Consider the following 23,755-nt stretch of genomic DNA (forward strand, 5'->3'; position numbering starts at 1 on the left):
ATAGTGAGGTAGGGATGAGAGGTTGTTTTAACGGACTCGAAGTCTTAAATAGCTATTATTTCGTTCTTTTTGCGTATGTTATCATTGTAATTGAAGCCGAGAAAGACCATTATCGTTTATTTTTAAGCATATTGCCAACTCATAGCCCGCCAGATATCATGATAGATTAAGAACTGGAGAGCAGCATTACATACAAATGGGAACGGTTGGTTTGGATTATACGTTCGGGAAATGTGGAATGATTCGCAGACTGTTTTTATTGGAACAGAATATAAAACAATGTAAGTAAGGTGTAATGATGAAAAAGTTCGATTCCAGATATATAATAGGTGTATTTCTTGTATTGTTTATTTTAATAGGAAGTGTAGAATTCATTTTGAAAGGGCATCACTCATTTACTCTCAATGAAATTTATTTTAGAGTACCTATTGTTGTTGTCGGTATGGTTGAGATGCTGCCAAATGATAAAGGTTGGGGAACGTTTCGTGTGCTTTTTCTCGTTTTTTTGAGTGATTATTTATTAAAAAAAATATTCGATCATTTTGGATTAGAAGAAATAACACTTACATTTATACCCTATCTAATTATCTTAGGAATCCTTTTGGTTATTTTTTTTGCCAGATTAACGATAAAAAAAGACTTTTTTGAACACATAAAAAAGGAAAATAAATGAACAGAAGAGGCTGTGACAGAAGTGTCTAGCTCTGAGAAATAAGCCGGAGAATCCAAAAATAGCATCCCCTATTTTTGGTGTTCTACGGCTTATTTTCTGATAGAATTTGGAATACCGTGGAAATGAGGTTGTGAGAGTATCGGGTAGCTCCAATGACAATAAGAAAGAATTTTTTGAAACAGCTGCCCATGTTTTGAGATTTTTTGACTTATCGCCTAAGGTCAGCTCTTTGAATACCGTTTACCCGTTTTTAAAGTGATTCCTCAGACTCTTTTTCTCATACTTCTGAATAATTACCAATGTGATAAAAAGCGTAAAATGAATAAAAAAGACTCATAGTTATTTTTGTGATACTCTAATAGAAGATGGATTATTTTAGGCAGGTGGAAAAATGAAAACAAAAAAACTACGTGTTTTCTTAATCATTATTGGACTCCTTTTGATTCTATTTATTGGTTATCGTTTATATTTGGAGTATCAGACGGATATCCAAATGTTTTTGGATCCCAAGACCAGTCGACAAGCATTACTGGATCAGATTCGATCACATGGCTTTCGGACAGCGCTCTTTTTGATATTACTGATCAGCGTGATGTGTGCTGTTCCAGGTATCCCTACTTCTGTCATCGGTGTATTGGTAGGTTTAAGCTATGGTCCGTTGCTAGGAACTTTAATCAATGTCTCTGGTAATGCTTTTGGGAATATGTTATCGATTTTTTTAATGCAACATTTAAAGCTGTTTGATCATTCAAAAAAATCCAATCGCTGGGTAACAGCGATCCGCAATATGAAACATCCCAAAATTGGCGTAATGGTGGGGTACATGGTTCCTGTGATCCCTTCTTCCGTTATCAACTTTGCAGCGATGACGTTAAATCTACAAATTCGTGACATCATTTTATCAATCGTGATTGGCGTGATTCCTTCCTCGATTCTTTATGCTTGTGGAGGCGAAGCGTTATTTCATGGCTATAGTAAGACGGCTTTGTTGTTAGTAGCTAGTGTCCTTATTTTGACACTTCTAGTGGTAATTATTTACAAGGATCGTAGAAAACGACATGTAAAATAATTGATATTATCAATGATTAAAAGAAATATCCCTTTGATTTCGTTCTATACTTTTAAGATTCATTTTTATTTTAATTTCACGATAACTTATGTTTCATAAAGTAGTAAAACACTGAACTTTCCTATTCCCAATTTTTCTAAGAAGTTGTAAACTAATAAAGGAAATGAGGGAGATAAATGGATAAAAATGAAAAAACGACGTTAACATCTTCACTGATTTTGCTCTTATCAATTACTTGTGGTGTGGTAGTAGCGAATATGTATTATATCCAACCGATCGGTACGAAAGTGGCAACCAGTTTATCGGTTAGCACAAGTGCGATTGGTATTTTGACGATGTTGACTCAACTTGGTTATGCGTTAGGTTTGTTGTTTTTGGTGCCATTAGGGGATGTAGTCGATCGTCCGAAGCTGATTATCCGAATGGCTGCACTCTCTGCGATTTCATTATTAGCGGCCTTTTTTGCACCGTCATTTACATTATTTGCGTGTGCTTCTTTTTTGATCGGCTTATTATCGATCGTGCCTCAAATCATTATTCCCTATGGAGCAGTATTGGCAGGACCCAAGGCTAGAGGGAAAGTGATGGGGACCTTGTTAAGCGGTTTATTAGTGGGGATCTTACTTTCACGGACGGTTTCGGGCATTGTAGCAAGCCTCTTTTCTTGGCGGATGATTTATCTTTTTGCTTTAGTGTTAGTGGCTATCTTGACCGGATTATTGTATTGGAAAATGCCAAGAACGCAAATAAAAACAACTTCATCTGTATCGTATCTTGATTCCTTAAAAAGTTTACCTTATTTAGTGAAAACACAACGCTTATTGAGAGAAGCGTCTATTAGTGGCTTTTTTATGTTTGGAACTTTTTCGATTTTTTGGTCAACATTGATTTTTTATATCAGTAGTCCGGTGTACCATTGGGGAACATTTGAAGCAGGAATTTTGGCGATTTTTGGACTATCAGGAGCAGTAGCTGCACCGATTGTTGGTCGGTTGTCTGATTCTTATTCCGAGAGAAAGATTGTCGGAATGGGACTTGCGATGCAAACGCTCAGTTTTGTTGCTTTATTAGTTGCAGGGAGTCATTTAGTCGTTTTGTTAGTGGCAATTATTCTGTTAGATGTCGGGAATCAATTTGGTCAAGTGGCAAATCAGACACGAGTACAAGGACTAGGCGAAGCAGCAAGTAATCGGAATAATACAGTATTTATGTTTATGTATTTTATTGGTGGTGCTACTGGTTCATTACTAGGCACAACGATGTGGCAACAATTTGGTTGGCTCGGTGTGACACTTACTGGTTTAGCCTTTCAATTATGTGCCTATATTTGTCAATACATCATTTTTCAAAAGCGGTTGCGACAGAAGTGTCCAACTTGAAAAGTAAGCTGAAGGATTCGAAAGTCGTTTTTCGATTCTTTCGCTTACTTTTTTAATATACTTCTATCCTATTTTATTTGGGAGTTTCTATAACTGATTTCGTGATCAACCGCAGTTATTAGAAAATTTCGTGCAACTTCCAACGAAAAAATAATATGGATACGTTCAATAGTATAAAATCACTTTGTTTAGTACCAGTTATATTATGAAAGATCCAAAAAAATATTCAGTAGACTACTTAGAAATATTTATATTTAATTTGTATAACATTTTCATATGAAAATGAGTTGTTTCCATAAAAATCTATTCACTTAAAAGATATGTTTTGATAATTTCGTTAAACTGAGTTTAACTTAATTTAGCAAAAGGATTGGAGATGAAAGATATGGAAACAGTAGCAAGAAAAATAGGTAATTCTGTGGGAACAATTTTCCCGAAGGATATATCTCCAAAAGTGGGAGAAATATTTACTATTTTGAAAGTAGGAGAAGCGTATATATTGAAACCTAAGAAAGAAGATATTTTTAAAAACGAAAAGGCTTGGGAAGGTTTTAGAGAATCGATTACAGCCGAAGAATCCGAATGGGATAGCATGAAACTTGAAGGCGAGGAATACTAGAGGAAATATCCAAAACAAAAGGATATTATTTGGATCGACTTTGACCCTTCTAAAGGTAAAGAGATAAGAAAGCGTAGACCTGCGTTAGTAGTTAGTAGAGACGAGTTTAATGAGCGTACAGGTTTTTGCTTAGTTTGTCCTATCACTTCTACAAAGAGGAACTTTGCAACATATATTGAAATAAAAGACCCGCAGAAAATAGTGGGTGAAGTAGCTATACACCAATTAAGATCGGTTGATTATACCACAAGAAATATTGAAAAAATTGAACAATGTGATTTGTTGACGTGGATTGAAGTGGTGGAAGTGATAAGGATGTTTATTTAGTAGGAGATAACGGGTAAAGTAGTAATTTCCATTTTAGAAAAAGTTAGATTACTAACCGCTTTTACGACGTTGGTTTTGCTAATAATTGACCATGTAGAAAAAAGTAACCATCTTCGAACTTTGGCGAATGAAGATACAATAGACACTTAATGAGTCTACCGTTTTTTTAATGATTCTAAATTGGGGCGATGTTTACCTAGACAATTAAGAAAAGAGAGAAGATTGTAAAAAACGATGATCTAAACAGCAATAGCCCCCATCCACACAAGGGTTCTTGTGTAGAGGAGACAGGCTGGTGTTAAAGGCTGTACAGAATCTATTTTTAGAGAATTTAGTCAATTTTATCCCTCGATTTCAATGACTCGATCGACTAAATCCTGGTAAAATTCTTGTTCATGAGAGACGATGATTACCGTCCCAGGAAAATGCTTGATACCGGTTTGTAAGCTATCTTTTGTTTCATGATCGATATGATTCGTTGGTTCATCAAGAATTAATAAGTTTCCTTGGTTCATCGTGAGTTGTGCCAATTTTACTTTGGTTTGTTCACCACCGCTAAGAGTAGAAAGTGGTTCACTAGCTAGTTGATTGACTAAACCAGATTTGGCTAGTTGTCTTCTTAATTCTTTAACGGTTGCTTTAGGAAACTGTGCGCCTAGATATTGTAAGGGTGTTTCTAAAGGTTTTTCCCAAATGAGATCTTGTGAAAAATAATTGATCGCTGTGTTGTCGGGAAAGTGATATTCGCCGGCTAGTTGTTCGATTTCGCCAATCAAGGTTTTCAAAAGTGTGGATTTACCAATACCGTTAAATCCACGAATCGCCACTTTTTCACCAAAGCGGATGGTTAGGTTGATCGGCGAAAGCACAGGTCGGTCATACCCAATAACTAAATCGGTCGTTTCAACAGCCAATGTCGTTACGATCGGAGAATAAGGAAAATCAAAGATTGGCTTAGCTGTTGAGGCAGGCGGAGTCAATCGCTCAATTTTATCTAATTGTTTTTGGCGACTTTTTGCCATGGTAGAGCGAGAACCAGCTTTATATTTTCGGATATAAGCTTCGGTTTTTTCGATGTGCTTTTGTTGGGCATGAAATTGGCGTAGATAACTTTCACGGTTTTGTTCTTTTTGTCGTAATGCTTGTTTTAAATGACCCGTATATTTGGTGATTTTACCAAATTCTATGTCAGCGATATGGGTTGTGATTTTATCTAAAAATTCCTGGTCATGAGAAATCACGATATAAGCGCCCTCGAATGATTGTAAAAATTGAGTAAGCCATTGGATATGTTGGTCATCTAAGTGATTGGTTGGTTCATCTAAGATCAGAACATCGGGATTTTCTAAGAGTAATTTTGCCAAAATCACTTTGGAACGTTGACCACCACTCAGTTTTTTTAGAGGAGTGGACAATCCTAAAACATCAATGCCTAGACCACTACTCATCTCAGCGACTAAGGTATCAATTTGATAGAATACTCCTTGGTCTAATTCTGTTTGAAGTTTTCCCGCTTTTTCGAGTAACTCCTCTTCCATTGTTTCGCTGTATTCTTGATAAAGTTGGGTAATCAATGCTTCTTTTTTAAATTCATCAGAGTAGGCTGTTTTTAAAAATTCTACGATGGTCAATGTTTCATCCACCGCTACATATTGATCTAAATAGCCTCTATGGATATTTTTTTGCCAATGGACTTGTCCATCATCTGGTAGAATTTCTCCTGTGATGATCTTGATCAACGTACTTTTGCCAGCTCCATTTTGTCCGATCAATCCTAGATGTTCTCCAGCATTGACTTGGAGTTGTACATTTTCATATAAGATTTTATCTCCAAATTGTTGCGTGATATTTGTTAATGTTAAAAGACTCATGTTCTGTTCCTTTCTAATAATGTTATGCATGTTAAGAAGACTAATAGAAGAAAGCAAAACAAATAAAAAAGCTGATCTGAAGTTGTTCAACATACTATGGGATCATTCGACATGATCGAACGAATCTAGGAGAACATGTCAGTTAAAATTTTTAAATAAGTTGCTCGTCTTTTAGAAAATCGTTTCTCAGTTAATGAGAAGTAGCGATTGTTTTCTAAATTTCTTGGTCTTTAATGTTTTAATTATAAAAAACGTATACTAAAAGTATCAGTTTAAAGGACATGCGATAGGTTATCTTATGCAACCTAACATGCAAGGGACAAGATTGTCAAGAAAACGAAAATCGTCGGTTTTGGTCTATACTAATATTGTAAAAAAAGACGAGTCGTGCTATAATTGGGCTATACCAAAAACAAAGGAGTAGTCGTTATGGAAATCATTCGAGTGAAAAATGCTGAAGAGGGCGGAAAAAAAGCTTTTGAAATTATTAAAAAAGGCATGGAAAATGGGGCAAAAGTATTAGGTCTTGCAACAGGTAGTACGCCAATTACTTTATACAAAGAAATGACTTCAAGCGATCTGGATTTCAGTGACATGACTTCTGTAAACTTAGACGAGTACGTTGGACTAGGCGGTTCAGATGATCAAAGTTACCGTCATTTTATGAATAGCCAATTGTTTGATAAAAAACCATTTAAAGAATCATATGTACCAGATGGAAAAGCTGCTGATCTTGAAGCGGCTTGTCAAGAATACGATGAAATCCTTGAACAACATCCAATCGATATCCAAATTCTAGGAATTGGTCAAAATGGACATATCGGATTCAATGAACCTGGTGCACCATTTGATGGCACAACTTCAGTAGTGGACTTAACAGAATCAACGATCAATGCGAATAAACGATTCTTTGAAAAGGCAGAAGATGTTCCAACAAAAGCTGTCTCAATGGGGATTGGTTCGATCTTAAAAGGAAAAGAGATTGTCTTACTTGCTTATGGTGAAAACAAAGCAGATGCAATCAAAGGAATGATTCAAGGACCAATGACCACAGATTTGCCAGCAAGTGCTTTACAAGAACACGACAACGTGATCGTGATTATTGATGATGCAGCAGGAAGCAAACTATAAGAATAAATAAAAATTTTGGGGGGCTGCTCGTTTTCAGCTCCCTTTTTTGATCGAATAAGATTTTTAATCTGTCGCACAAAGCAATGGGGTGATTTGCTTTGTTTGAAGTTGCGAAACATGCTATATTGGTTTGGAGGGGATTTATATGGATGAGATGATCTTATCGGTCCCAGAAATCATCTTACGACTAGGGATTGCATTGATCTTTGGCGGGGCGATTGGATTTGAACGGCAATATAAAAATCGTCCAGCAGGGATGCGGACGCATATTTTAGTATGTATGGGTGCTTGTATCATTGCGTTGATCCAAGTGGAAATTGCAAGTAAAGCGTTACGTGATGCGTTAGAATACCCAGAACTAGTTGGTACGATTCGCTCAGATGAAGCACGTTTGATTGCACAAGTCGTTAGTGGCGTTGGGTTTTTAGGAGCTGGCACGATCATTGTCACGAAACAATCAGTCACCGGGCTAACCACAGCTGCTTCCCTGTGGGCAATTGCTGGACTAGGAATCGCCATTGGTATGGGATTTTATTGGATTGCGATCATTAGTTTTATTGGCATCGTCATTGCATTAACAGTGGTGAAACAAATCATCCATGTACCAACGACTAAAAAATTAGAAATCCAATATATCCATAGGAAAGAAACCAAAGATTTTTTGACAGAGTATTTTGAGCAACGGGGAATCTTCATTGAAGACGTGAATTTTGATGTGGATTTTGTGGATGATTATCGGGTATATAAAAATATTTATACAATTGACTTACCAAAGGACATGACTTATGCAGATGTCATTGAAGAGTTATCTGTCCATAAAAATATCATGAAGCTTCATTTAGTTAGTGTGGCACAATGAAACAATTCCTTTCAGTTGGTAATATAAGGCTTTTCACACATTGGTTTTATGAAGAGTCGGTTACAAAAGAAAAAACGCTCATTCGCTAAGAGAGTATTTCCTATTTTAGCCAATGAGCGTTTTTGGTGTCTTTTTTTGATTTATTTGCATTTGTTTAGATAATGATTTCAGTCATTAAGCTTAGAAGTTTTTTAAATTTGAAAATTAGCTACTAGTAATTAGAAAAAGAAAGAATATTTTTGTAGCTGTTTATCAGAAAAGAGCGCTTTAATTCTAATAAAATGATAAAATGAAAGTATCAAGTGTTGGAGGAGATGTATGCAAGCAAAGTTTAAAAATTCAAAATTATTATTTTGGACTGTCGAGTTGGTACTAACGATCATTGGGGTATATTTTATTTTACAGATGCCAAATGTCTTTAGTCCAGTGTTAAAAATGTTATCAGCGATTTTATTGCCATTGCTGGTTGCTGGATTTTTCTATTATATGTTTGATCCGGTCGTTGTTTTTTTGGAAAAACGAAAAATCCCAAGGGTTTATGGATACATATTAACGCTAGTTGTTCTAGTCGTACTAGCGGTTTTAGCGATAATGAATGTGATTCCTCAATTGGCAGAACAGACGATCCAGTTGACTAAAAGTTTGCCGATGTATGCGGAAGAGACAAGTAAATGGCTCAATGAATTGGCACAGCGTGAGGAAATCAAAAATTTCAATATTGAAGAACAATTAGCTTCGGCTAATCTTTCGTTGAGTAATTTGTTCAATATTGTATTGTTAAGCTTATCCAGCAGTGTCTCTAAAGTTTTTTCATTTATGATGCAGTTTTTTGTTTTACTGTTTACCGTGCCTTTTATTCTATTATTCATGTTTAAAGACGGACACAAATTTATCGATGCTTTAGCAAAATTCTTTCCACAAGGGATTCGAGGTGAAGTACGTCAAACGGTCAAAGAACTAAATGAGACGTTATCGGCATATATCAGTAGTACGATCGTTGATGCGGTTATCATTGGTATCATGAGTTTTATTGCTATGACCATCTTTAAACAACCATATAGTTTATTGTTAGCTGTATTTTGTGGTATCACCAATATTATTCCATATGTGGGACCGTTTATTGGCGCTGTCCCGGCAGTGATCGTTGGTCTATTTGTTTCGCCATTCCAAGCATTATACATGGCGCTTTCGATCCTTGTTATCCAACAATTAGATGGAAATGTAATCAAACCGTTGTTATTTGGAAAAAACATGAATATGCATCCATTAACGATTATCTTAGTGTTGATCGGTGCTGGCAGTGTCGCAGGGATTCTAGGAATGTTGATTTGTATTCCGGTGTATGCTGTCATTAAAACATTAGTCTTGAATATCAGAAAAATTTACTTATTGCGAAAGTTTGATTCTGGTGTGGAACCAACGATCCAAGAGATAAAAACGAATGGACGTGAAAATTAAAGGTACTATAAAGAAGTAGAAGGTAGCACAACAGTAGTCACTAAGTAATTTTGTACACCATTTATTATTTATTAGAGAGAGCCTGGGACAAAACTTGTCTCAGGCTCTTTTAGTATCTCTAAAACGAATAAACGGTGAGACAAAAGCAGCATCTTCGGAAATTCCTTCTTATTTCTTGATGCTAAACACTTTTGTCTCAACCTCCTCTTTTTTTGTTAAAATTCTTATGGGATCCTGAGATTGTTTGAAAATGAGTAATTTTTTCCCATAATAAGTTAAAAAAGACTATAATAAACAAAATCTTTCTTACGCTTTCGTAAAAAGTAAGTAACGGATAACGAAGTTAAAGAAAACGCATACAAAATTGTCTGTTGCAATGGACAAAGTCCAGTGAAACAAAATAAATAATGTGTCTTATGATAAAGATACACAGGGGGGATGAAACATGACTAGTCAGATGAATCGAGAAAATAAGTTGATCCTTTTGTTATCAAAACAAAAAGATTATATGACTTCAGAAGAACTAGCCATTCTATTAGAAACTTCGACCAAAACAATTTACCGTTTGATAAAGAAAATCAATCTTGAATTTCCTAACGGTCACTTGATCCTAGCCGAAAAAGGTCGGGGGTACAAATTAGATTATGGGAAGTTTATCGAACAAACCAATGAACTGAATAAACCCTCTGTAGAGCTATCGCCTGCTGAACGTCAAGATAGAGTAATGGAAGAATTACTGATGGTTTCACCTAAAGCACTTAAAATCACTGAGCTGTTCAGAGATTATTATGTTGGTGATTCTGCTATTGCCAATGATGAAAAGCAGATAGCTAAGAAAATAAAAAAGTTTGATCTTGAACTGATCCGTAAAAATCGCACGCTTGCGATCCAAGGATCAGAAACAAATATTCGGCGAGGGATCGCCGAAGTCATCTGGCGGATGAATATTCTTGATATTGATGAAATCAATCGAACAAAAGAGTTGAATTTTAATCGTTACGATGTGTTGTTTGTATCAGAACAATTGAAATTGATTGAAAAAACATTAGGCGGTGGAATCCCTTATCCTTATAACGTCAATATTTTTTCACATCTGTACATCATGATCAGCCGTTTCAGAAAGGCGAATTACCAAATCAAAGAAATCGAGTTATCTACCGAGCAACTTCAATCGTTAGACCACGAAAGTCCAATTTATGAGATGGCGATGATCGTGATCCAAAACGTGGAACGTTATCTCGTTACTCGCTTACCGATGAACGAAGTCTATTATTTGTATCAATATCTGGTATCCTCACGGATGGAAAAAACAACGCAAAAGAAACAGGTTTTTCCAGATAAAGTATCAGAAATTACCTCTTATTACCTGAAAGAGGTGGGCGATAAAATCAATCTGAAGGTGGCGAATGAAGCGATTTTTGTTGATCTAGCAAATCACATCAAACCAATGCTCAATCGGTTAAAAAATCATATCCATGTCAAAAACGGATTGTTAGAACAAATTCAATTGACCTATGAAGAGATTTATAAAAATGTATCAGTTGTTTCTAAAGATGTTAGCAAAAAGTATCAGCTGCCTTTGATCAATCAAGATGAAATCGGTTTTATCACATTATATTTTGCACGGATGTTGGAAACACAGCAACTACCGATTCAAACACTGATCATGTGTACTACAGGGATCGGTACTTCAGAATTATTAAGAGCAAAAATCAATAAGAAGTTTCCTGAACTGGCGGTCGTTGATGTGATTGCCACCAAGAATTACCAATCAGCATTAGAAAAAAATCCCGGAATTGAATTGATTTTAACCACCATTGGAATCAAAGATCCGCTGCCTGCACGTACATTACTTGTTAGCGGCATGTTAACAGCAGATGATCAGTTAAGAATCCAACGAAAGATTGAGGAAATATACAATGAAAGATGATTGGCTCGAATATGTTCCTCCCACAGTATTCCATTCACGAAATGAAGTCTATGAATGGCTAGCACAGCAAGTCGATTCAGAAATGGGAATAAAAAAAGAACAAATCGTACAAGCGTTGTTGGAACGCGAGGAAACTGGAGATATTCAAATTGATGAAGGGGTACTTCTACCTCATATTGAAAATCAATTAGTCAAAGCAACAAAAGTCATTATTTTGCCATTAGAACAAAGAATTGCGAACTGGAACCCAGCAATCCAACAAGTCGAGTTGATTCTTGCGGTATTTCTGGCACCGCAAGAAAAAATCGAAACCAAGCGTCAAATAGCAAACTTCATGCGCCTACTAGCAGATGAACAAGTAATCAAAACTTTAAAAGAAGGAAAAAGACTGGAAACAATCGATGGAAACGAAAGGAGAAATGACAAATGAAAATCATTGGAGTAGCAGCTTGTACCGTGGGGATTGCCCACACCTACATTGCTCAAGAAAAATTAGAAAATGCAGCTAAAAAAGCAAGGCATGAGATACACGTAGAAACCCAAGGAACCATCGGGATCGAGAATGAACTAACGCCTGCACAAATCAAAGAAGCAGATTTGGTGATCTTAGCAGTGGATGTAAAAATCAGTGGTCGAGAACGGTTTGAAGGAAAGCGGATCATCCAAGTACCGACTGAAATTGCGATCAAATCACCAAATAAGTTGATTGAGAAAGCCATGGAAGTCGTAAAACAGTAAAGAATAGGAGTGAAATTTGATGGTAGAAGTAGCAAAAATCATTGATCCAAATAATATTAAGACCAATTTAGTGGGGGAAACGAAAGATGAAGTACTCAAAGAATTGGCAACGGTGTTATTGCAAAATCATTATATTACAGATGTAGATGGCTTCATGGCAGATATCTATGCGCGAGAAGAAGAAGGACAAACTGGGATCGGCAATTATATTGCCATTCCTCATGGGAAAAGTCCTTATGTAGATAGAATTGGTGTGGCAATCGGTGTTACAGAAAATGAGATCCCTTGGGAATCATTAGATGGTAAGGGAGTCAAAGGAATTATTTTATTTGCAGTGGGGGATGATAATGAAGGGGCACAAGAACACTTGAAGTTACTTTCGCTATTTGCTAGGAAACTAGGGAATGATGAAGTAATCGAGCAATTGATCCAAGCAAAAGATGCAGATGAAGTGGTCGCAGCATTCAGCTAAAAATCAAAGGAGGATAAAAAGATGAAAATCGTTGGAGTAGCAGCTTGTACCGTGGGGATTGCCCACACCTATATTGCCCAAGAGAAACTAGAAAATGCGGCAAAAAAAGCAGGACATGAGATGCACGTAGAAACTCAAGGAACCATCGGGATCGAAAATGAATTAACGCCCGAACAAATCAAGGAAGCAGATTTGGTAATCTTAGCAGTTGACGTGAAAATCAGTGGTCGAGAACGCTTTGAAGGGAAAAGAATCATCCAAGTACCAACTGAGATTGCGGTGAAATCACCCAATAAATTGATTGAAAAAGCGCAAGAAGTGTTAGTACAGCAAAGTATTTCATAAAAATAAGGAGGAAGACTGATGGAAAAGATAAAGAAGCTGAATCTGAAAGGGCATTTGTTAACTGCCATCTCTTATTTAATTCCCATTGTGTGTGGTGCGGGATTTCTGATTGCGATTGGGATGGCATTTGGTGGAACGAGCCAAGGAACTTTGGTGCAAGGCGAATTTTCATTTTTTGATGCCTTAGCAACGATGGGTGGTGCTGGTTTAGGCTTATTACCAGTCGTGATTGCTACGGGGATCTCTTACTCCATTGCTGGAAAACCTGGTATTGCTCCTGGCTTTATTATTGGTTTAACAGCTAATGCGATCGGTGCAGGGTTTATTGGTGGAATATTAGGTGGTTATCTAGCTGGTTATCTTGTTTTAGCAATTTTAAAATATTTCAAAGTACCAAATTGGGCAAAAGGCTTGATGCCAACATTGATTATTCCTTTTGTTGCTTCATTTATTGGTGGATTAGTGATGGTCTATGTGATTGGAGCTCCAGTCGCAGCATTCACTTCTTTGCTAACGAACTTCTTGGATGGATTAGGAAACTCTTCCTTGTTGATCTTTGGGGGAGTGATCGGTTTACTAAGCGGTGTTGACTATGGTGGACCAATCAACAAGACGGTTTTTGCTTTTGTGTTAACAATGCAAGCAGAAGGCGTGAACGGTCCTATTACAGCTTTACAACTTGTGAATACCGCTACACCAATCGGTTTTGGCTTGGCTTATTTCATAGCTAAACTTTTCCGCAAAAACATTTATACAAAGGTTGAAGTGGAAACCTTAAAGTCAGCAGTTCCTATGGGTGTGATCAATATCGTTGAAGGGGTCATCCCGCTAGTGATGAATGATATTGTTCGTGGGGTTGTAGCAACTGCAATCGGGGGCTTTGCTGGTGGTGCGACTACTATGATCTTAGGTGCAGATGCAACGGTTCCTTTTGGAGGCGTTTTAATGATCCCAACGATGTCACGTCCTTGGGCAGGCGTTATCGCCATTTTAGTCAATGTGATCGTGACAGCGGTTGTTTTAGCCATCATTAAGAAAGATGTTGGTGAGGAAGTCACAACAGTCCCAGAAAAAGAAGAGGAAGACATTCGTTTAGATGACATTCAAATCTTTTAAGCGATAAAGCAAATTAGTTAAAAGGTGTCGCTATAGTGTAGATAAATTATAGAATAAAGGAGTTTTTTCAATGAGCAAAGTAGCTTTTTCACCATCCTTAATGACGATGGATTTAGATAAATTCAAAGAACAAATCGAATTTTTGAATGAACATGTTGATTCTTACCATATCGATATCATGGACGGCCATTACGTTCCGAACATTACATTATCGCCATGGTTCATCGATGAAGTACGTAAAATCAGTCAATTACCTATGTCTGCTCATTTAATGGTCAGCGATCAAAGTTTTTGGGTAAATCAACTAATCCAACAAAAATGTGAGTGGATTTGTATGCATGCTGAATTACTTGACGGTTTAGCTTTTCGTTTGATTGATCAAATCCATGATGCTGGCTTAAAAGCTGGAGTAGTCTTAAACCCTGAAACACCAATTGAAACGATTTTTCCTTATATCGAATTAGTTGATAAAGTAACGATCATGACAGTTGATCCAGGATTTGCTGGTCAACGATTTATCGAAAGTACATTAGATAAAATCACCGCATTACGACAATTACGGCAAGAAAAAGGATATCATTATTTGATCGAAATGGATGGTTCGTCTAACCGTCAATCATTTAAGCGAATTGATCAAGCCAATCCAGATATTTATATTATTGGGCGTAGCGGATTATTCGGCTTAGATGAGGATATCAAAACTTCTTGGGAGATCATGAAAAAAGATTTTGAAGAGATGACTGGAAAAACAGTCGAATCAAATAGTATAAATGCGTACAGTCTATAGCTATACAAGAATCAAAAATTACTTTTAGGGAATAAATACGCTTTTCTTGCAATACCCGTGTAAGGAATGCTGAGAATATAAACAAAAAATAAACCAAAGAACTTCAAAAATAGGGAAATCTATTTTTTGGATTCTTTGGTTTATTTTGCGTACTTAGGTTTAGGTACCTCTGTCACGATCTCTCAAAAATGATCGATCAATAGAGAAATTCGGTATCGTGTTTCAATGCAAGTTGTAAGTAATCATCTGCTGGTTGTTGATCCGTGACGATGTATTCAAAAGAGGTCCAATCAGAAAATTTATACGCATGTTTTTTATCAAATTTTGTATAGTCGACTAATAACAAACTTTTATCTCCTCTAGACATTACCTTCTTTTTCACTAAGGCTTGAGCAAAATTAGCTTCATAGATCCCTGATAAATCAATTCCTGTCGAACTAAAAATACATAAATCGATTTGAAAAAGGTCTAAGAAAGAATTCCCATAGTCCCCAACAACGCTCTCGGCATCCTTGATTACTTCACCCGCCAGCATAAAAACTTTGGAATCTTCCGTACAAGCTTGGGAAAGCTCATAGGCGATTTTCAAGCCATTTGTTATGACAACGAGATTTGACAGTTTAACTAAATAGGGAAGCAGCTGTTTCACAGTTGAACTTGAGTCAATAAAAAGACTCATTCCTGGTCCGATAAATGTGCTAGCGATCTCCGCAATTTTTTCTTTTTCTTGAACCATGACATTTTCACGATAATTTGTTGAGATGACGTGATTTCGTTCGACTTCTAAAACGACACCACCACGGTAACGACGGATGATCCCATCTTTTTCAAGTGCGACTAATTCACGCCTTAAAGTCGAAGGAGAGCAAAACAACTGTTTTTGCAGTTCTGAGTTATCTAATTTTTTATATTTTTTTAGCAAAGTTAAGATTTGTTCTTTTCGTGACTCAGTCATGGCTATCCCTCCTTAACCACTGGTCTAACATGACTAAAGTGTACCACAAGAAACTTATTTTTGTCCGTATGTTTTAAAACGAATCGCCATATTTGCCATTTCTTCTTCGGACATCAAGGTTGGTTTGCCAACACTTGAAGCTATGATATGGACTTTTAAACAATATTCTAATTCTTCTAAAACGGCAAAGGCTTCAGTCATTGTCTTTCCACCAGTCAAAACGCCATGATTTGCTAATAAAACGGCTTTTCGATCTTTCATGGCTTCATAGGCATTTAGAGATAATTCTTCCGTGCCAAATGAAGCATAGTCTGCACAACGAACATCCTTACCGGCAACAGCAATCATATAATGTGATGCAGGCAATGGTTGTCTGAGGACCGCTAGCGCAGTGGAATAAATCGTGTGACCATGGATGATATAGTCTAGATCTTCCCGCTTTTCATACATGATCCCGTGCATTCGCCATTCACTGGAAGGGCGACGATGACCTTGAACGATCGTTCCATCTAATCGCATAGTCACGATGTCAGGTAATTCGATTTTATCAAATGGGATTCCAGAAGGCGTGATGAGCATCACTTCATCTTGTCGGATATACGTACTTAAATTTCCGCCTGTTCCTAAGGTATAGCCATCTGCTATTAATTTATTTCCATAATCGATCAATTCTTGTTTTTGTATTGAATACATCATAATCCTTCTTCCATCATCTTATTTATAAAAGGGGCCAAATGATTGGCAAGCATTGAAATCAGCTGCTTCTAAATCTTTTGTTCCGAAACCAGAAAAGGCGTGGGGTCTAAAGATTTTTTCACTAGGTACGTTGTGAAGTGAAACGGGAATGCGAAGCATACTGGCTAATGTCAGTAGTTCTGCGCCTACGTGACCGTGGACACTAGCGCCATGGTTGCTTCCCCAGTGGTTCATCATCGTATACACATCTTCAAAGCCTTTTTCACCTAAGTTTGGTGCAAACCAGAGTGTTGGCCATGTTTGATCGGTTCGTTCGTTTAAGATGTCATGGACTTCATCAGGTAATGCACAGGAATAACCCTCTGCTACTTGTAAAGTTGGTCCCACACCCTCAACGATATTCAAACGAATGAGCGTTAAAGGTAATTCTGCTTGTAGATGGTATTGACTGGGGAAACCACCACCTCTAAAGTATTCATAATTAGCACGACACCATTTTGTTTTTTCTAAGCAGGCTTGGATATCGGTTTTTGTCATATTCCAAAATTCTTTCATCGTTGGATTACCTTCGTGATCGATACTTCCACCACTGCCATCTAAAGCACTCGCACCTGAATTCAGTAGATGGATCAAGCCGTGTTGTGCTTTACCCGTTAATTTGTGCCCAGTGATTCTTTCTACTGACTCCGCACTCCAATAGGTTCTGACATCGGAAAAAATCGGTGCTTTATTAGTCAATAAAGAGCCAAATAACATAGCAGCAGCGTTACAGGTATCATTTTCAGTAGCGAATGAGACGGGTTGTTTAGGGCCGTTCCAGTCAAAAGTACTGGTTAAAATAGATTCCATAAAATCACCATTGGGTAGCCAGTCGGTCTATTGTCGTTGTCCTTGGAACCCTCCAGCAATGGCATTTCTGCCTTTTGCTTCTTCCAGCCAACCCAATTTTGCTAGTTCAGGGTTGCCAAATAAAAGATCACGAACGATTAGGGTTTGTTTGGCAATAAAGTCCCACTGATCTTCTTCAGCGATATAGCGTGATTTTGTAATGACTTCAGGGAATGACTTGCCTGCATTGATATCGATTCCTTCCTGACAATATTGTTTGATCCAAGTTCTAATGGTGTCATATTCTTTCGGATCAAAGATATTTAGTTCGATTCGACGTAAGACTTCAGTCATATCCACATATTCAACTTGCATTCCTAGATATTTTTCAAAAAAGGTTTGATTGATTTGACTACCGGCAATTCCCATCGAAGAAGTACCAATGTTCACATAAGATTTGTTTTTCATTTCCCCAGCCGCCACACTCGCACGTGCAAAGAGTAAGATTTTTTCTTGGACGTCAGCTGGAATCGACTTGTCGTCACTATCTTGGACTTGTTCACCATAGATCTTATAGGCAGGGATTCCTTTTTGCGCATAGCCACTCATAGCGGCAGCTAAGTAAACAGCTCCTGGTCGTTCTGTACCATTAAATCCCCAAATCGCCTTAAAGGTATCTGGTCGTAAATCGATCGTTTCTGTGCCATAGCACCAGCAAGGTGTCACCGTTAAGGTAGCGACCACATCTTGACGGGCAAAATCATCGTCAACAAAGCTGGCATCGGCGTAACCGCCAATCGTTTGTTCTGGTAAAACGCACTGTACTGGAGTGCCGTCCATGTAATAAAGGGATGATTCGATCAATTCTTTTGCTCGACGCGCCATGTCCAGCGTTTGTTGTTCTAATGATTCACGGACGCCTCCTTGTCTGCCATCGATCGTAGGTCTAATGCCGATTTTAGGATAATTCATTGATATTCCTCCTCATAAATTGTTTATAGTTGATGTACGTTTGTTCAAAGGGTGTCGAAACTTCTGGGAAAAAAGAAATTGGTTGATAATTTTCTGTGACGAGTGTCACCAATTCCTCTCTATTTTTGATTGCTTTGATCGCTAAAAATTGGGCTAACGCATTACCTAAAGCTGAATTTTCAGAATAGCAGACCTCTATCGTCGTTTGCGTTAAATTGGCTGTTAGTTGAGTCAAAAAGTGTGATTTACTCCCACCACCAAATAAATATAGCTTAGTGAAAGGAGCGGAACCTGCTAATTTATCGAACGTTTCAGCGTATTTAAATGCTAGATTTTGATAGATGGCTAAAAACAATTGTTGTGGCTCTTCAATTGATGAAAAATGATGTTGGTTTCCGTATTGCTGCAATTTTTTTACAAATTGACCTTTACTCAAAAATTCAGGATGTTCGTTATCAAAGAAAAAATGAATCGGCTCAGCAGTAAGTAGCATGTCTTGGATCTGTTGGATCGTGATTGACTGGGTTTGATTGCTGAACGCTAAAGCTTCCTCAATGAACCACATTCCTAACATGTTTTTGAGTTTTAATATTTTTCCATCACCGGCTTGTTCATAAGAATAGTTCGTATCTAATGGGTGATTGACCAAAATTCCTCTTTCTGATTTTTCTCCTAGAACAGACCAGGTGCCAGAGGATAAAAAGAAACAAGAGTGATCGTTGGTTGGTAAAGCAAAGATCGCACTAGCAGTATCATGGGACATCACCGAATGAATCGGAAGTTGTTTTTCGGCTAGATTTATCAAACCGATTTTTGTATATGGAAGAACGATCGTTGAGAACAAGGAAGGGGAAATCCCTAATTGTTCAATAAGGTCGGATGCCCATTGATGTTTATCGATATCGAATAATTGACTCGTTGAGGCGATCGAAGATTCTGTTAAGATCGTACCTGTTAATAAAAAATGGATCAGATCAGGCATCATCAAAAGAGTACTTGCTTTATTTAGCTGCTCAGGATAATGTTCTTTCAAGTAGAGTAGTTGGGAACTGGTATTGATCGATGCATTTGGAATCCCTGTACGTTCGTGAAAGTGAGTTGGTAAATCCCCACCATAATGTAAATTAGGTTCTTTCAGCATAGTTTGATAGCAAAGTGGTGGTAGCACTAGCTGTCCTTTTTTATCTATCAAACCAAAATCACAGCCCCATGTATCGATGCCGATACTTTCAATGACATATTCTGTAGTTGCTAAAGTAATGATTTCCTTGATATTCGTCATGATTTTCTCAATATTCCAATGGATTTCATCTTTGTTGGGGTCAATCACTTGGTAATCAGTGAAACGATAAACTTTTTCTTCCTTGATTTGACCATTCATTAAGGAAAAAACGATACCTCGCGCACTGGTAGCACCTAAATCAAAGGCTAAGATCGTACTCATAGATTTTTCCTCCTTTTCTAAGTGGATAGCAAATCTGCTTCGGTTATAATCATACAATAGAACGCTTACATATTTTCGCGTGAATCATTTTTTGAATAAATGTCAACAAATTATTCAATTATGGAAACGTTTTAAATTGCTCGTTATACTTTGGTTAAATCAAATAGAAATGTTAACGGAGGAAAAAAATGAGTGTAAATAGTGAACGAAAATGGTTTTCTGAGAGTCGATATGGTTTATTTATTCATTTCGGATTGTATTCAGTGGCAGGAAGACATGAATGGGTCCAGACTTTAGAAGAAATCAGTGTAGCAGATTACCAAAAATATCTGGATCAATTCGATCCTGATTTATTAGATCCACATGAATGGGCTCAAAAAGCCAAAGAAGCAGGTTTTAAGTATGTCATTATTACAGCAAAACATCATGATGGCTTTTGTTTATGGCATACGAAAGAAACAGAATATCATATAGGAAAAACACCATATCAGAGAGATTTGTTAGGAGAATTGATTGAAGCATTTCGTCAAGTTGGAATCAAGATCGGTCTTTATTATTCTCTATTAGACTGGCATCATCCAGATTTCTTAGTAGATGGCTATCATCCAATGAGAAATAATCCAACCTATATCGAACAACATCCTGGCAACATGGAAAATTATCGCCAATTTATGGCGAATCAAGTCAGAGAATTATTGACAAGTTACGGTACGATTGACTATCTATGGTTTGATTTTTCTTATAAAAGCAGAGATTGGGGGACTTCGGTCGGTAAAGGGGCGCAAGATTGGGGTAGTGTTGAATTAGAAAAAATGATCCATGAGATTCAACCCAATATTTTGATTAATGACCGGTTAGACTTACATCGTGGTGTACTTACCCCAGAACAATTTGCTAGAAGTAAGGCAATGGACAACGAAGAAGAGGTATGGGAAACCGTTCAAACCTTAAATAATAGTTGGGGTTACGATCGGGATAACCTTAATTTCAAAACGAGTGAAATGGTAGCGAAACAACTAGTGGATACTGTTTCCAAAGGTGGGAATTTCACGATGAATATTGGACCAAACGCACGAGGAGAGTGGGATGACAACAGCGATAGCATTTTAAGTTCTGTTGGTCAATGGCTACGAAAATATGGAAAAGCGATTTACGGTGCGGGGTTATCTAGTTTTACACCACCTCAAGATTGTCGATACACTCAAAAAGGAAATAAATTATATCTTCACATTTTTAGTTGGCCTTATCGAACGATTTTATTACCAGAATTAGGTGGGAAAGTGAAGTTTGCAAAACTACTCAATGATGGTTCCGAGATTCGTTTTGTCGATACGAAGCATTTAGGAGGAGAAAGAAAAGCGACAACTAATTTATACAAAGAGATTACTGAAGTTCATGTGAAGGAGGCGCTTGACCCGAGCATGTTGATGCTAAACATTCCGATTAAAGAACCAAATGAATTGATCCCAGTGATTGAATTAACACTAAAGGAGGAAGAAAAATGAGTATCGGCATTATTCTTGCAAGCCATGGCGAGTTCGCTTTAGGCGTAAAGCAAACGGGAGACATGATCTTTGGAGAACAAGAACAGGTAGATGTGTGTGTATTGATGCCTGAAAATAGTCCAGAAGAGTTTCGCCACCAAGTGGAACAGGTGTTAGCGAAGTATTCCGTTGATGATGAACTGTTGTGTTTAGTTGATCTATGGAGTGGGACACCTTTTAATCAGCTGAACCAGCTGAAAGAAGAAGGAAGCAGAAAAATCGAAATTGTTTCTGGTTTGAATATTCCGATGCTGCTTCAAGCTTATAGCGAACGCTTTAATCCTAAGGCTTCGCTGAATGAAATCGTTCAGACCATTTCGACCGTCGGTGTTCAAGGGATTAAAACGTCCCTTGGAAGCACCGCAGCGGATTTACCATCGAACACAGCAGAGACTGAGCCATCAGTTGTGGCTTCCGTTTCCAACAAAATGAGTGAATTGGGGATCAGCCATGTCCGATTGGATGAACGGTTGATCCATGGTCAAGTAGCGACACTTTGGTTAGGGAAAATGGGAACGACAAGAGTTATGATCGTTGATGATGGAGTGGTCAATGATCCAATTGCTAAGGCCTCTTTAAAAGCTGCTGTTCCAGGTGGTATCAAATTGAGTATATTGAAAACGGTTACCGCTGCGAAACGGTTAAAAGAAGGGACTTATCAAGATCAAAAAATCATGTTGCTTACCAAAAAGATTCAAACGATCTTTGATTTGATCGATGCGGGTGTACCAATTGAATCATTTAATTTAGGCAATGCCAGTTCGAGAGAAGGAACCCTTCAAATCAAAAAATCCGTCTTTTTAACCGAAGCAGAAATTGCGAAGATTTTAGAGTTGGAAAAAGCAGGAATAGTTGTGACGGCACAAATGGTACCAATGGAAGAAGAAAAACGATTTTCACAATTTTACGGAAAGTAGGGGGAACGAATGAATATAGAAATTTGGCAAATCATCGTATTATCACTGTTAGGATTTTATGTCATCATCGAAAATCTAGGGATCAATGTGATTGCTAACCAAGCACTGATCGTAGGTACCATTACAGGTTTAGTAATGGGGGATCTGACCACTGGATTGGCAGTAGGTGCGACATTGCAATTAATGGGATTGGGTATTCAAGCTTATGGAGGAGCAAGTGTCCCAGATTATATGACCGCTTCGATCGTGGGAACTGTTTTTGCGATTACGAGTGGAAGAGGTGTGGAATTTGGTATCGGATTAGCTGTACCAGTAGCATTGTTGATGATCCAGTTAGATATTTTTGCTCGTTTTTGCAATGTGTTCTTTCAAAAGAGAATCGATAAAAATATTCGTTTAGCTGATACTAAAAAAATAAGAATTTATCACTTGTTGGGAGCAATGAGTTGGGGATTATCACGAGGCGTTCCTATTTTTATCGTCTTTAGTTTTGGTGACCGAGTGATTCAAATTGTTTCAGATGTAATTCCAGAATGGTTGACTGGCGGGTTGGCAGTTGCAGGAGGCATGTTACCAGCAGTCGGTATCGCCATTTTATTAAGATTTTTACCAGTTAAAAATTTCATTACGTACTTGATGATTGGGTTTTTGGCAGTTGCTTACTTAAAGATGCCTATGTTTGGCGTGGCTTTATTAGGATTGGCTTTAGCCATTTTACAATTTAAGAATTTGATTGGAAAGCAAAACAATCTGACACAAGTGGCTCAAGCTGATGCAAATGGAAAAGGAGGATTAAGTGCTGATGAGTACGAAGATTAATCAAAAAGACCTAGATAAAGTAAGTATCAATTGGTTGTATGGTAGCCAATTGTCTTGGAACTATGAGCGAATGATGGGTGGGGGCTATTTGTACTCCATGTTACCGATCATCGAAAAACTCTACGGCGACGATGAAGAAACCAAGATTGCCATGATGAACATGCAAAGTCAATTTTTTAATACAACACCACATATGGGCGGTTTTATTTTGGGAATCGATATCGCTACTGAAGAAGCGGAAGGCAAACAATCAAAAGATACGGTGTCTAGTTTGAAAACTGGATTAATGGGTTCATTTGCTGGTGTCGGGGATACGATTTTTGGAGTATTGTTCCCAACTGTTTTTGGTTCAGTGGCTTCCTATTTAGCTCTACAAGGAAACGCGATCGGAGTTGCTGTTTGGGTATTAGTAAATCTGGCGATTTTAGTCTTTCGATTTTTCTCTGTAAGAATAGGTTATACTCAAGGCGTGAAATTAGTGACTAGTATGTCCGGACATTTGAATGCGTTGACCAATGCTGCTACTTTATTAGGGGTCACGGTGATTGGTGCCATGATTCCATCGGTGATCAATGCCCAAATTACTTGGACCTTTAAAACGGGAGATGTCGAACTTAACCTTCAAGAAACACTAGATCAGATCATGCCGATGATGATTCCAGCCCTTTTAGTGGGTGTCATTTATTGGTTGTTAGGCAAAAAATACTTTAATTCAACAAGAGCGATTTTAGCGATCATGGTGTTATCGATCTTATTAAGAGTATTCGGAATCATGTGATTTTCTAACTAAATGAGGAATAATCATA

At 37.5% G+C, this 23,755-nt stretch carries 23 protein-coding genes and 1 pseudogene; 19 read left to right on the top strand and 5 right to left on the bottom strand.

The features are described from left to right. Nucleotides 1–298 precede the first annotated feature (298 nt). The 5 genes from AB3I42_RS00205 (at nucleotide 299) to AB3I42_RS00225 (ending at nucleotide 4,067) form a co-directional block, all read left to right on the top strand. Nucleotides 299–673 carry a hypothetical protein gene (locus AB3I42_RS00205; RefSeq protein ID WP_010738462.1) on the top strand — a complete coding sequence of 125 codons (375 nt, stop codon included), beginning with the start codon at nucleotides 299–301 and terminating at the stop codon, nucleotides 671–673. Between the two features lie 391 nt (nucleotides 674–1,064). Then, a complete protein-coding gene (locus AB3I42_RS00210; RefSeq protein ID WP_010720092.1) occupies nucleotides 1,065–1,742 on the top strand; it encodes a TVP38/TMEM64 family protein in 678 nt (225 codons plus the stop codon). Between the two features lie 176 nt (nucleotides 1,743–1,918). Then, nucleotides 1,919–3,121 (top strand): MFS transporter, encoded by a 1,203-nt coding sequence (locus AB3I42_RS00215; RefSeq protein WP_181914648.1) that lies wholly within the window; start codon nucleotides 1,919–1,921, stop codon nucleotides 3,119–3,121. A gap of 385 nt (nucleotides 3,122–3,506) precedes the next feature. Further along, a complete protein-coding gene (locus tag AB3I42_RS00220; RefSeq protein WP_010738460.1) occupies nucleotides 3,507–3,740 on the top strand; it encodes a hypothetical protein in 234 nt (77 codons plus the stop codon). A 24-nt stretch (nucleotides 3,741–3,764) separates the two neighbouring features. Continuing rightward, a complete protein-coding gene (locus AB3I42_RS00225) occupies nucleotides 3,765–4,067 on the top strand; it encodes a type II toxin-antitoxin system PemK/MazF family toxin (RefSeq protein ID WP_071859326.1) in 303 nt (100 codons plus the stop codon). 341 nt (nucleotides 4,068–4,408) lie between these two features. Here the strand turns inward: AB3I42_RS00225 and AB3I42_RS00230 are convergent, their stop codons facing one another. Continuing rightward, nucleotides 4,409–5,938 carry an ABC-F family ATP-binding cassette domain-containing protein gene (locus tag AB3I42_RS00230; protein WP_081130431.1) on the bottom strand — a complete coding sequence of 510 codons (1,530 nt, stop codon included), beginning with the start codon at nucleotides 5,936–5,938 and terminating at the stop codon, nucleotides 4,409–4,411. Between the two features lie 429 nt (nucleotides 5,939–6,367). On the opposite strand from AB3I42_RS00230, the gene AB3I42_RS00235 reads away from it, so the two are divergent. The 10 genes from AB3I42_RS00235 (at nucleotide 6,368) to alsE (ending at nucleotide 14,774) form a co-directional block, all read left to right on the top strand. After that, nucleotides 6,368–7,069, top strand: a complete 702-nt coding sequence (locus AB3I42_RS00235) for a glucosamine-6-phosphate deaminase (RefSeq protein WP_010720087.1) — start codon at nucleotides 6,368–6,370, stop codon at nucleotides 7,067–7,069. A gap of 145 nt (nucleotides 7,070–7,214) precedes the next feature. Beyond that, nucleotides 7,215–7,928, top strand: a complete 714-nt coding sequence (locus AB3I42_RS00240; protein WP_010738457.1) for an MgtC/SapB family protein — start codon at nucleotides 7,215–7,217, stop codon at nucleotides 7,926–7,928. 318 nt (nucleotides 7,929–8,246) lie between these two features. Next, a complete protein-coding gene (locus AB3I42_RS00245) occupies nucleotides 8,247–9,386 on the top strand; it encodes an AI-2E family transporter (RefSeq protein WP_368022183.1) in 1,140 nt (379 codons plus the stop codon). 445 nt (nucleotides 9,387–9,831) lie between these two features. After that, nucleotides 9,832–11,316, top strand: a complete 1,485-nt coding sequence (locus AB3I42_RS00250) for a transcription antiterminator (RefSeq protein WP_368022184.1) — start codon at nucleotides 9,832–9,834, stop codon at nucleotides 11,314–11,316. Further along, nucleotides 11,306–11,746 carry a PTS sugar transporter subunit IIA gene (locus AB3I42_RS00255; protein WP_010738455.1) on the top strand — a complete coding sequence of 147 codons (441 nt, stop codon included), beginning with the start codon at nucleotides 11,306–11,308 and terminating at the stop codon, nucleotides 11,744–11,746. The genes AB3I42_RS00250 and AB3I42_RS00255 overlap by 11 nt, the downstream gene beginning before the upstream one ends. Continuing rightward, the gene (locus tag AB3I42_RS00260) at nucleotides 11,743–12,054 is read left to right on the top strand and encodes a PTS fructose transporter subunit IIB (RefSeq protein ID WP_081122936.1); all 312 of its coding nucleotides are present in this window, start codon (nucleotides 11,743–11,745) and stop codon (nucleotides 12,052–12,054) included. Before AB3I42_RS00255 ends, AB3I42_RS00260 begins: the two co-directional genes overlap by 4 nt. A gap of 19 nt (nucleotides 12,055–12,073) precedes the next feature. Next, nucleotides 12,074–12,526 (top strand): PTS sugar transporter subunit IIA, encoded by a 453-nt coding sequence (locus AB3I42_RS00265; RefSeq protein WP_010720081.1) that lies wholly within the window; start codon nucleotides 12,074–12,076, stop codon nucleotides 12,524–12,526. A 21-nt stretch (nucleotides 12,527–12,547) separates the two neighbouring features. Next, nucleotides 12,548–12,871, top strand: a complete 324-nt coding sequence (locus AB3I42_RS00270; protein WP_010720080.1) for a PTS fructose transporter subunit IIB — start codon at nucleotides 12,548–12,550, stop codon at nucleotides 12,869–12,871. Nucleotides 12,872–12,889: 18 nt separating this feature from the next. Continuing rightward, the gene (locus AB3I42_RS00275) at nucleotides 12,890–13,987 is read left to right on the top strand and encodes a PTS fructose transporter subunit IIC (RefSeq protein WP_010720079.1); all 1,098 of its coding nucleotides are present in this window, start codon (nucleotides 12,890–12,892) and stop codon (nucleotides 13,985–13,987) included. Between the two features lie 70 nt (nucleotides 13,988–14,057). After that, nucleotides 14,058–14,774 (top strand): D-allulose 6-phosphate 3-epimerase, encoded by a 717-nt coding sequence (gene alsE, locus AB3I42_RS00280; RefSeq protein WP_010720078.1) that lies wholly within the window; start codon nucleotides 14,058–14,060, stop codon nucleotides 14,772–14,774. A 196-nt stretch (nucleotides 14,775–14,970) separates the two neighbouring features. On the opposite strand, the gene AB3I42_RS00285 is transcribed toward alsE, so the two are convergent. The 4 genes and pseudogenes from AB3I42_RS00285 to AB3I42_RS00300 all read right to left on the bottom strand — a co-directional run bounded on the left by AB3I42_RS00285 (nucleotide 14,971) and on the right by AB3I42_RS00300 (nucleotide 19,669). Further along, a complete protein-coding gene (locus AB3I42_RS00285) occupies nucleotides 14,971–15,729 on the bottom strand; it encodes a DeoR/GlpR family DNA-binding transcription regulator (protein WP_010720077.1) in 759 nt (252 codons plus the stop codon). A gap of 54 nt (nucleotides 15,730–15,783) precedes the next feature. After that, nucleotides 15,784–16,422: an L-fuculose-phosphate aldolase gene (locus AB3I42_RS00290; RefSeq protein ID WP_368022185.1), complete on the bottom strand. Its 639-nt coding sequence runs from the start codon at nucleotides 16,420–16,422 to the stop codon at nucleotides 15,784–15,786. Between the two features lie 21 nt (nucleotides 16,423–16,443). Then, nucleotides 16,444–18,225 (bottom strand): annotated as a pseudogene (locus AB3I42_RS00295) (L-fucose isomerase). After that, a complete protein-coding gene (locus tag AB3I42_RS00300) occupies nucleotides 18,212–19,669 on the bottom strand; it encodes a rhamnulokinase family protein (RefSeq protein ID WP_080292457.1) in 1,458 nt (485 codons plus the stop codon). The pseudogene AB3I42_RS00295 and the gene AB3I42_RS00300 overlap by 14 nt, the downstream one beginning before the upstream one ends. Nucleotides 19,670–19,857: 188 nt before the next feature. Here AB3I42_RS00300 and AB3I42_RS00305 point away from each other — a divergent pair, with 188 nt between their 5' ends. Genes AB3I42_RS00305 through AB3I42_RS00320 form a run of 4 tightly spaced genes read left to right on the top strand, consistent with a single transcriptional unit; the run spans nucleotide 19,858 to nucleotide 23,727 of the window. Then, nucleotides 19,858–21,174, top strand: coding sequence for an alpha-L-fucosidase (locus AB3I42_RS00305; protein WP_010738450.1), 1,317 nt, complete (start codon nucleotides 19,858–19,860; stop codon nucleotides 21,172–21,174). Continuing rightward, entirely contained in the window at nucleotides 21,171–22,130 is a 960-nt protein-coding gene (locus AB3I42_RS00310) for a PTS mannose/fructose/sorbose transporter subunit IIAB (RefSeq protein ID WP_368022186.1), read from the top strand. Before AB3I42_RS00305 ends, AB3I42_RS00310 begins: the two co-directional genes overlap by 4 nt. A gap of 9 nt (nucleotides 22,131–22,139) precedes the next feature. Continuing rightward, a complete protein-coding gene (locus AB3I42_RS00315; RefSeq protein WP_010720071.1) occupies nucleotides 22,140–22,949 on the top strand; it encodes a PTS sugar transporter subunit IIC in 810 nt (269 codons plus the stop codon). After that, nucleotides 22,933–23,727: a PTS system mannose/fructose/sorbose family transporter subunit IID gene (locus AB3I42_RS00320; RefSeq protein WP_010720070.1), complete on the top strand. Its 795-nt coding sequence runs from the start codon at nucleotides 22,933–22,935 to the stop codon at nucleotides 23,725–23,727. Before AB3I42_RS00315 ends, AB3I42_RS00320 begins: the two co-directional genes overlap by 17 nt. Nucleotides 23,728–23,755: the final 28 nt, after the last annotated feature.

Source organism: Enterococcus sp. C53 (genome assembly GCF_040887425.1).
In the GTDB taxonomy this organism is placed as follows: Bacteria; Bacillota; Bacilli; order Lactobacillales; family Enterococcaceae; genus Enterococcus_B; species Enterococcus_B hirae.

Coding starts and splice junctions, on each gene's coding strand:
- AB3I42_RS00205 (WP_010738462.1), top strand. CDS start 299: ATGAAAAAGTTCGATTCCAGATATATAATAGGTGTATTTCTTGTATTG.
- AB3I42_RS00210 (WP_010720092.1), top strand. CDS start 1,065: ATGAAAACAAAAAAACTACGTGTTTTCTTAATCATTATTGGACTCCTT.
- AB3I42_RS00215 (WP_181914648.1), top strand. CDS start 1,919: ATGGATAAAAATGAAAAAACGACGTTAACATCTTCACTGATTTTGCTC.
- AB3I42_RS00220 (WP_010738460.1), top strand. CDS start 3,507: ATGGAAACAGTAGCAAGAAAAATAGGTAATTCTGTGGGAACAATTTTC.
- AB3I42_RS00230 (WP_081130431.1), bottom strand. CDS start 5,938: ATGAGTCTTTTAACATTAACAAATATCACGCAACAATTTGGAGATAAA.
- AB3I42_RS00235 (WP_010720087.1), top strand. CDS start 6,368: ATGGAAATCATTCGAGTGAAAAATGCTGAAGAGGGCGGAAAAAAAGCT.
- AB3I42_RS00240 (WP_010738457.1), top strand. CDS start 7,215: ATGGATGAGATGATCTTATCGGTCCCAGAAATCATCTTACGACTAGGG.
- AB3I42_RS00245 (WP_368022183.1), top strand. CDS start 8,247: ATGCAAGCAAAGTTTAAAAATTCAAAATTATTATTTTGGACTGTCGAG.
- AB3I42_RS00250 (WP_368022184.1), top strand. CDS start 9,832: ATGACTAGTCAGATGAATCGAGAAAATAAGTTGATCCTTTTGTTATCA.
- AB3I42_RS00255 (WP_010738455.1), top strand. CDS start 11,306: ATGAAAGATGATTGGCTCGAATATGTTCCTCCCACAGTATTCCATTCA.
- AB3I42_RS00260 (WP_081122936.1), top strand. CDS start 11,743: ATGAAAATCATTGGAGTAGCAGCTTGTACCGTGGGGATTGCCCACACC.
- AB3I42_RS00265 (WP_010720081.1), top strand. CDS start 12,074: ATGGTAGAAGTAGCAAAAATCATTGATCCAAATAATATTAAGACCAAT.
- AB3I42_RS00270 (WP_010720080.1), top strand. CDS start 12,548: ATGAAAATCGTTGGAGTAGCAGCTTGTACCGTGGGGATTGCCCACACC.
- AB3I42_RS00275 (WP_010720079.1), top strand. CDS start 12,890: ATGGAAAAGATAAAGAAGCTGAATCTGAAAGGGCATTTGTTAACTGCC.
- alsE (WP_010720078.1), top strand. CDS start 14,058: ATGAGCAAAGTAGCTTTTTCACCATCCTTAATGACGATGGATTTAGAT.
- AB3I42_RS00285 (WP_010720077.1), bottom strand. CDS start 15,729: ATGACTGAGTCACGAAAAGAACAAATCTTAACTTTGCTAAAAAAATAT.
- AB3I42_RS00290 (WP_368022185.1), bottom strand. CDS start 16,422: ATGTATTCAATACAAAAACAAGAATTGATCGATTATGGAAATAAATTA.
- AB3I42_RS00300 (WP_080292457.1), bottom strand. CDS start 19,669: ATGAGTACGATCTTAGCCTTTGATTTAGGTGCTACCAGTGCGCGAGGT.
- AB3I42_RS00305 (WP_010738450.1), top strand. CDS start 19,858: ATGAGTGTAAATAGTGAACGAAAATGGTTTTCTGAGAGTCGATATGGT.
- AB3I42_RS00310 (WP_368022186.1), top strand. CDS start 21,171: ATGAGTATCGGCATTATTCTTGCAAGCCATGGCGAGTTCGCTTTAGGC.
- AB3I42_RS00315 (WP_010720071.1), top strand. CDS start 22,140: ATGAATATAGAAATTTGGCAAATCATCGTATTATCACTGTTAGGATTT.
- AB3I42_RS00320 (WP_010720070.1), top strand. CDS start 22,933: ATGAGTACGAAGATTAATCAAAAAGACCTAGATAAAGTAAGTATCAAT.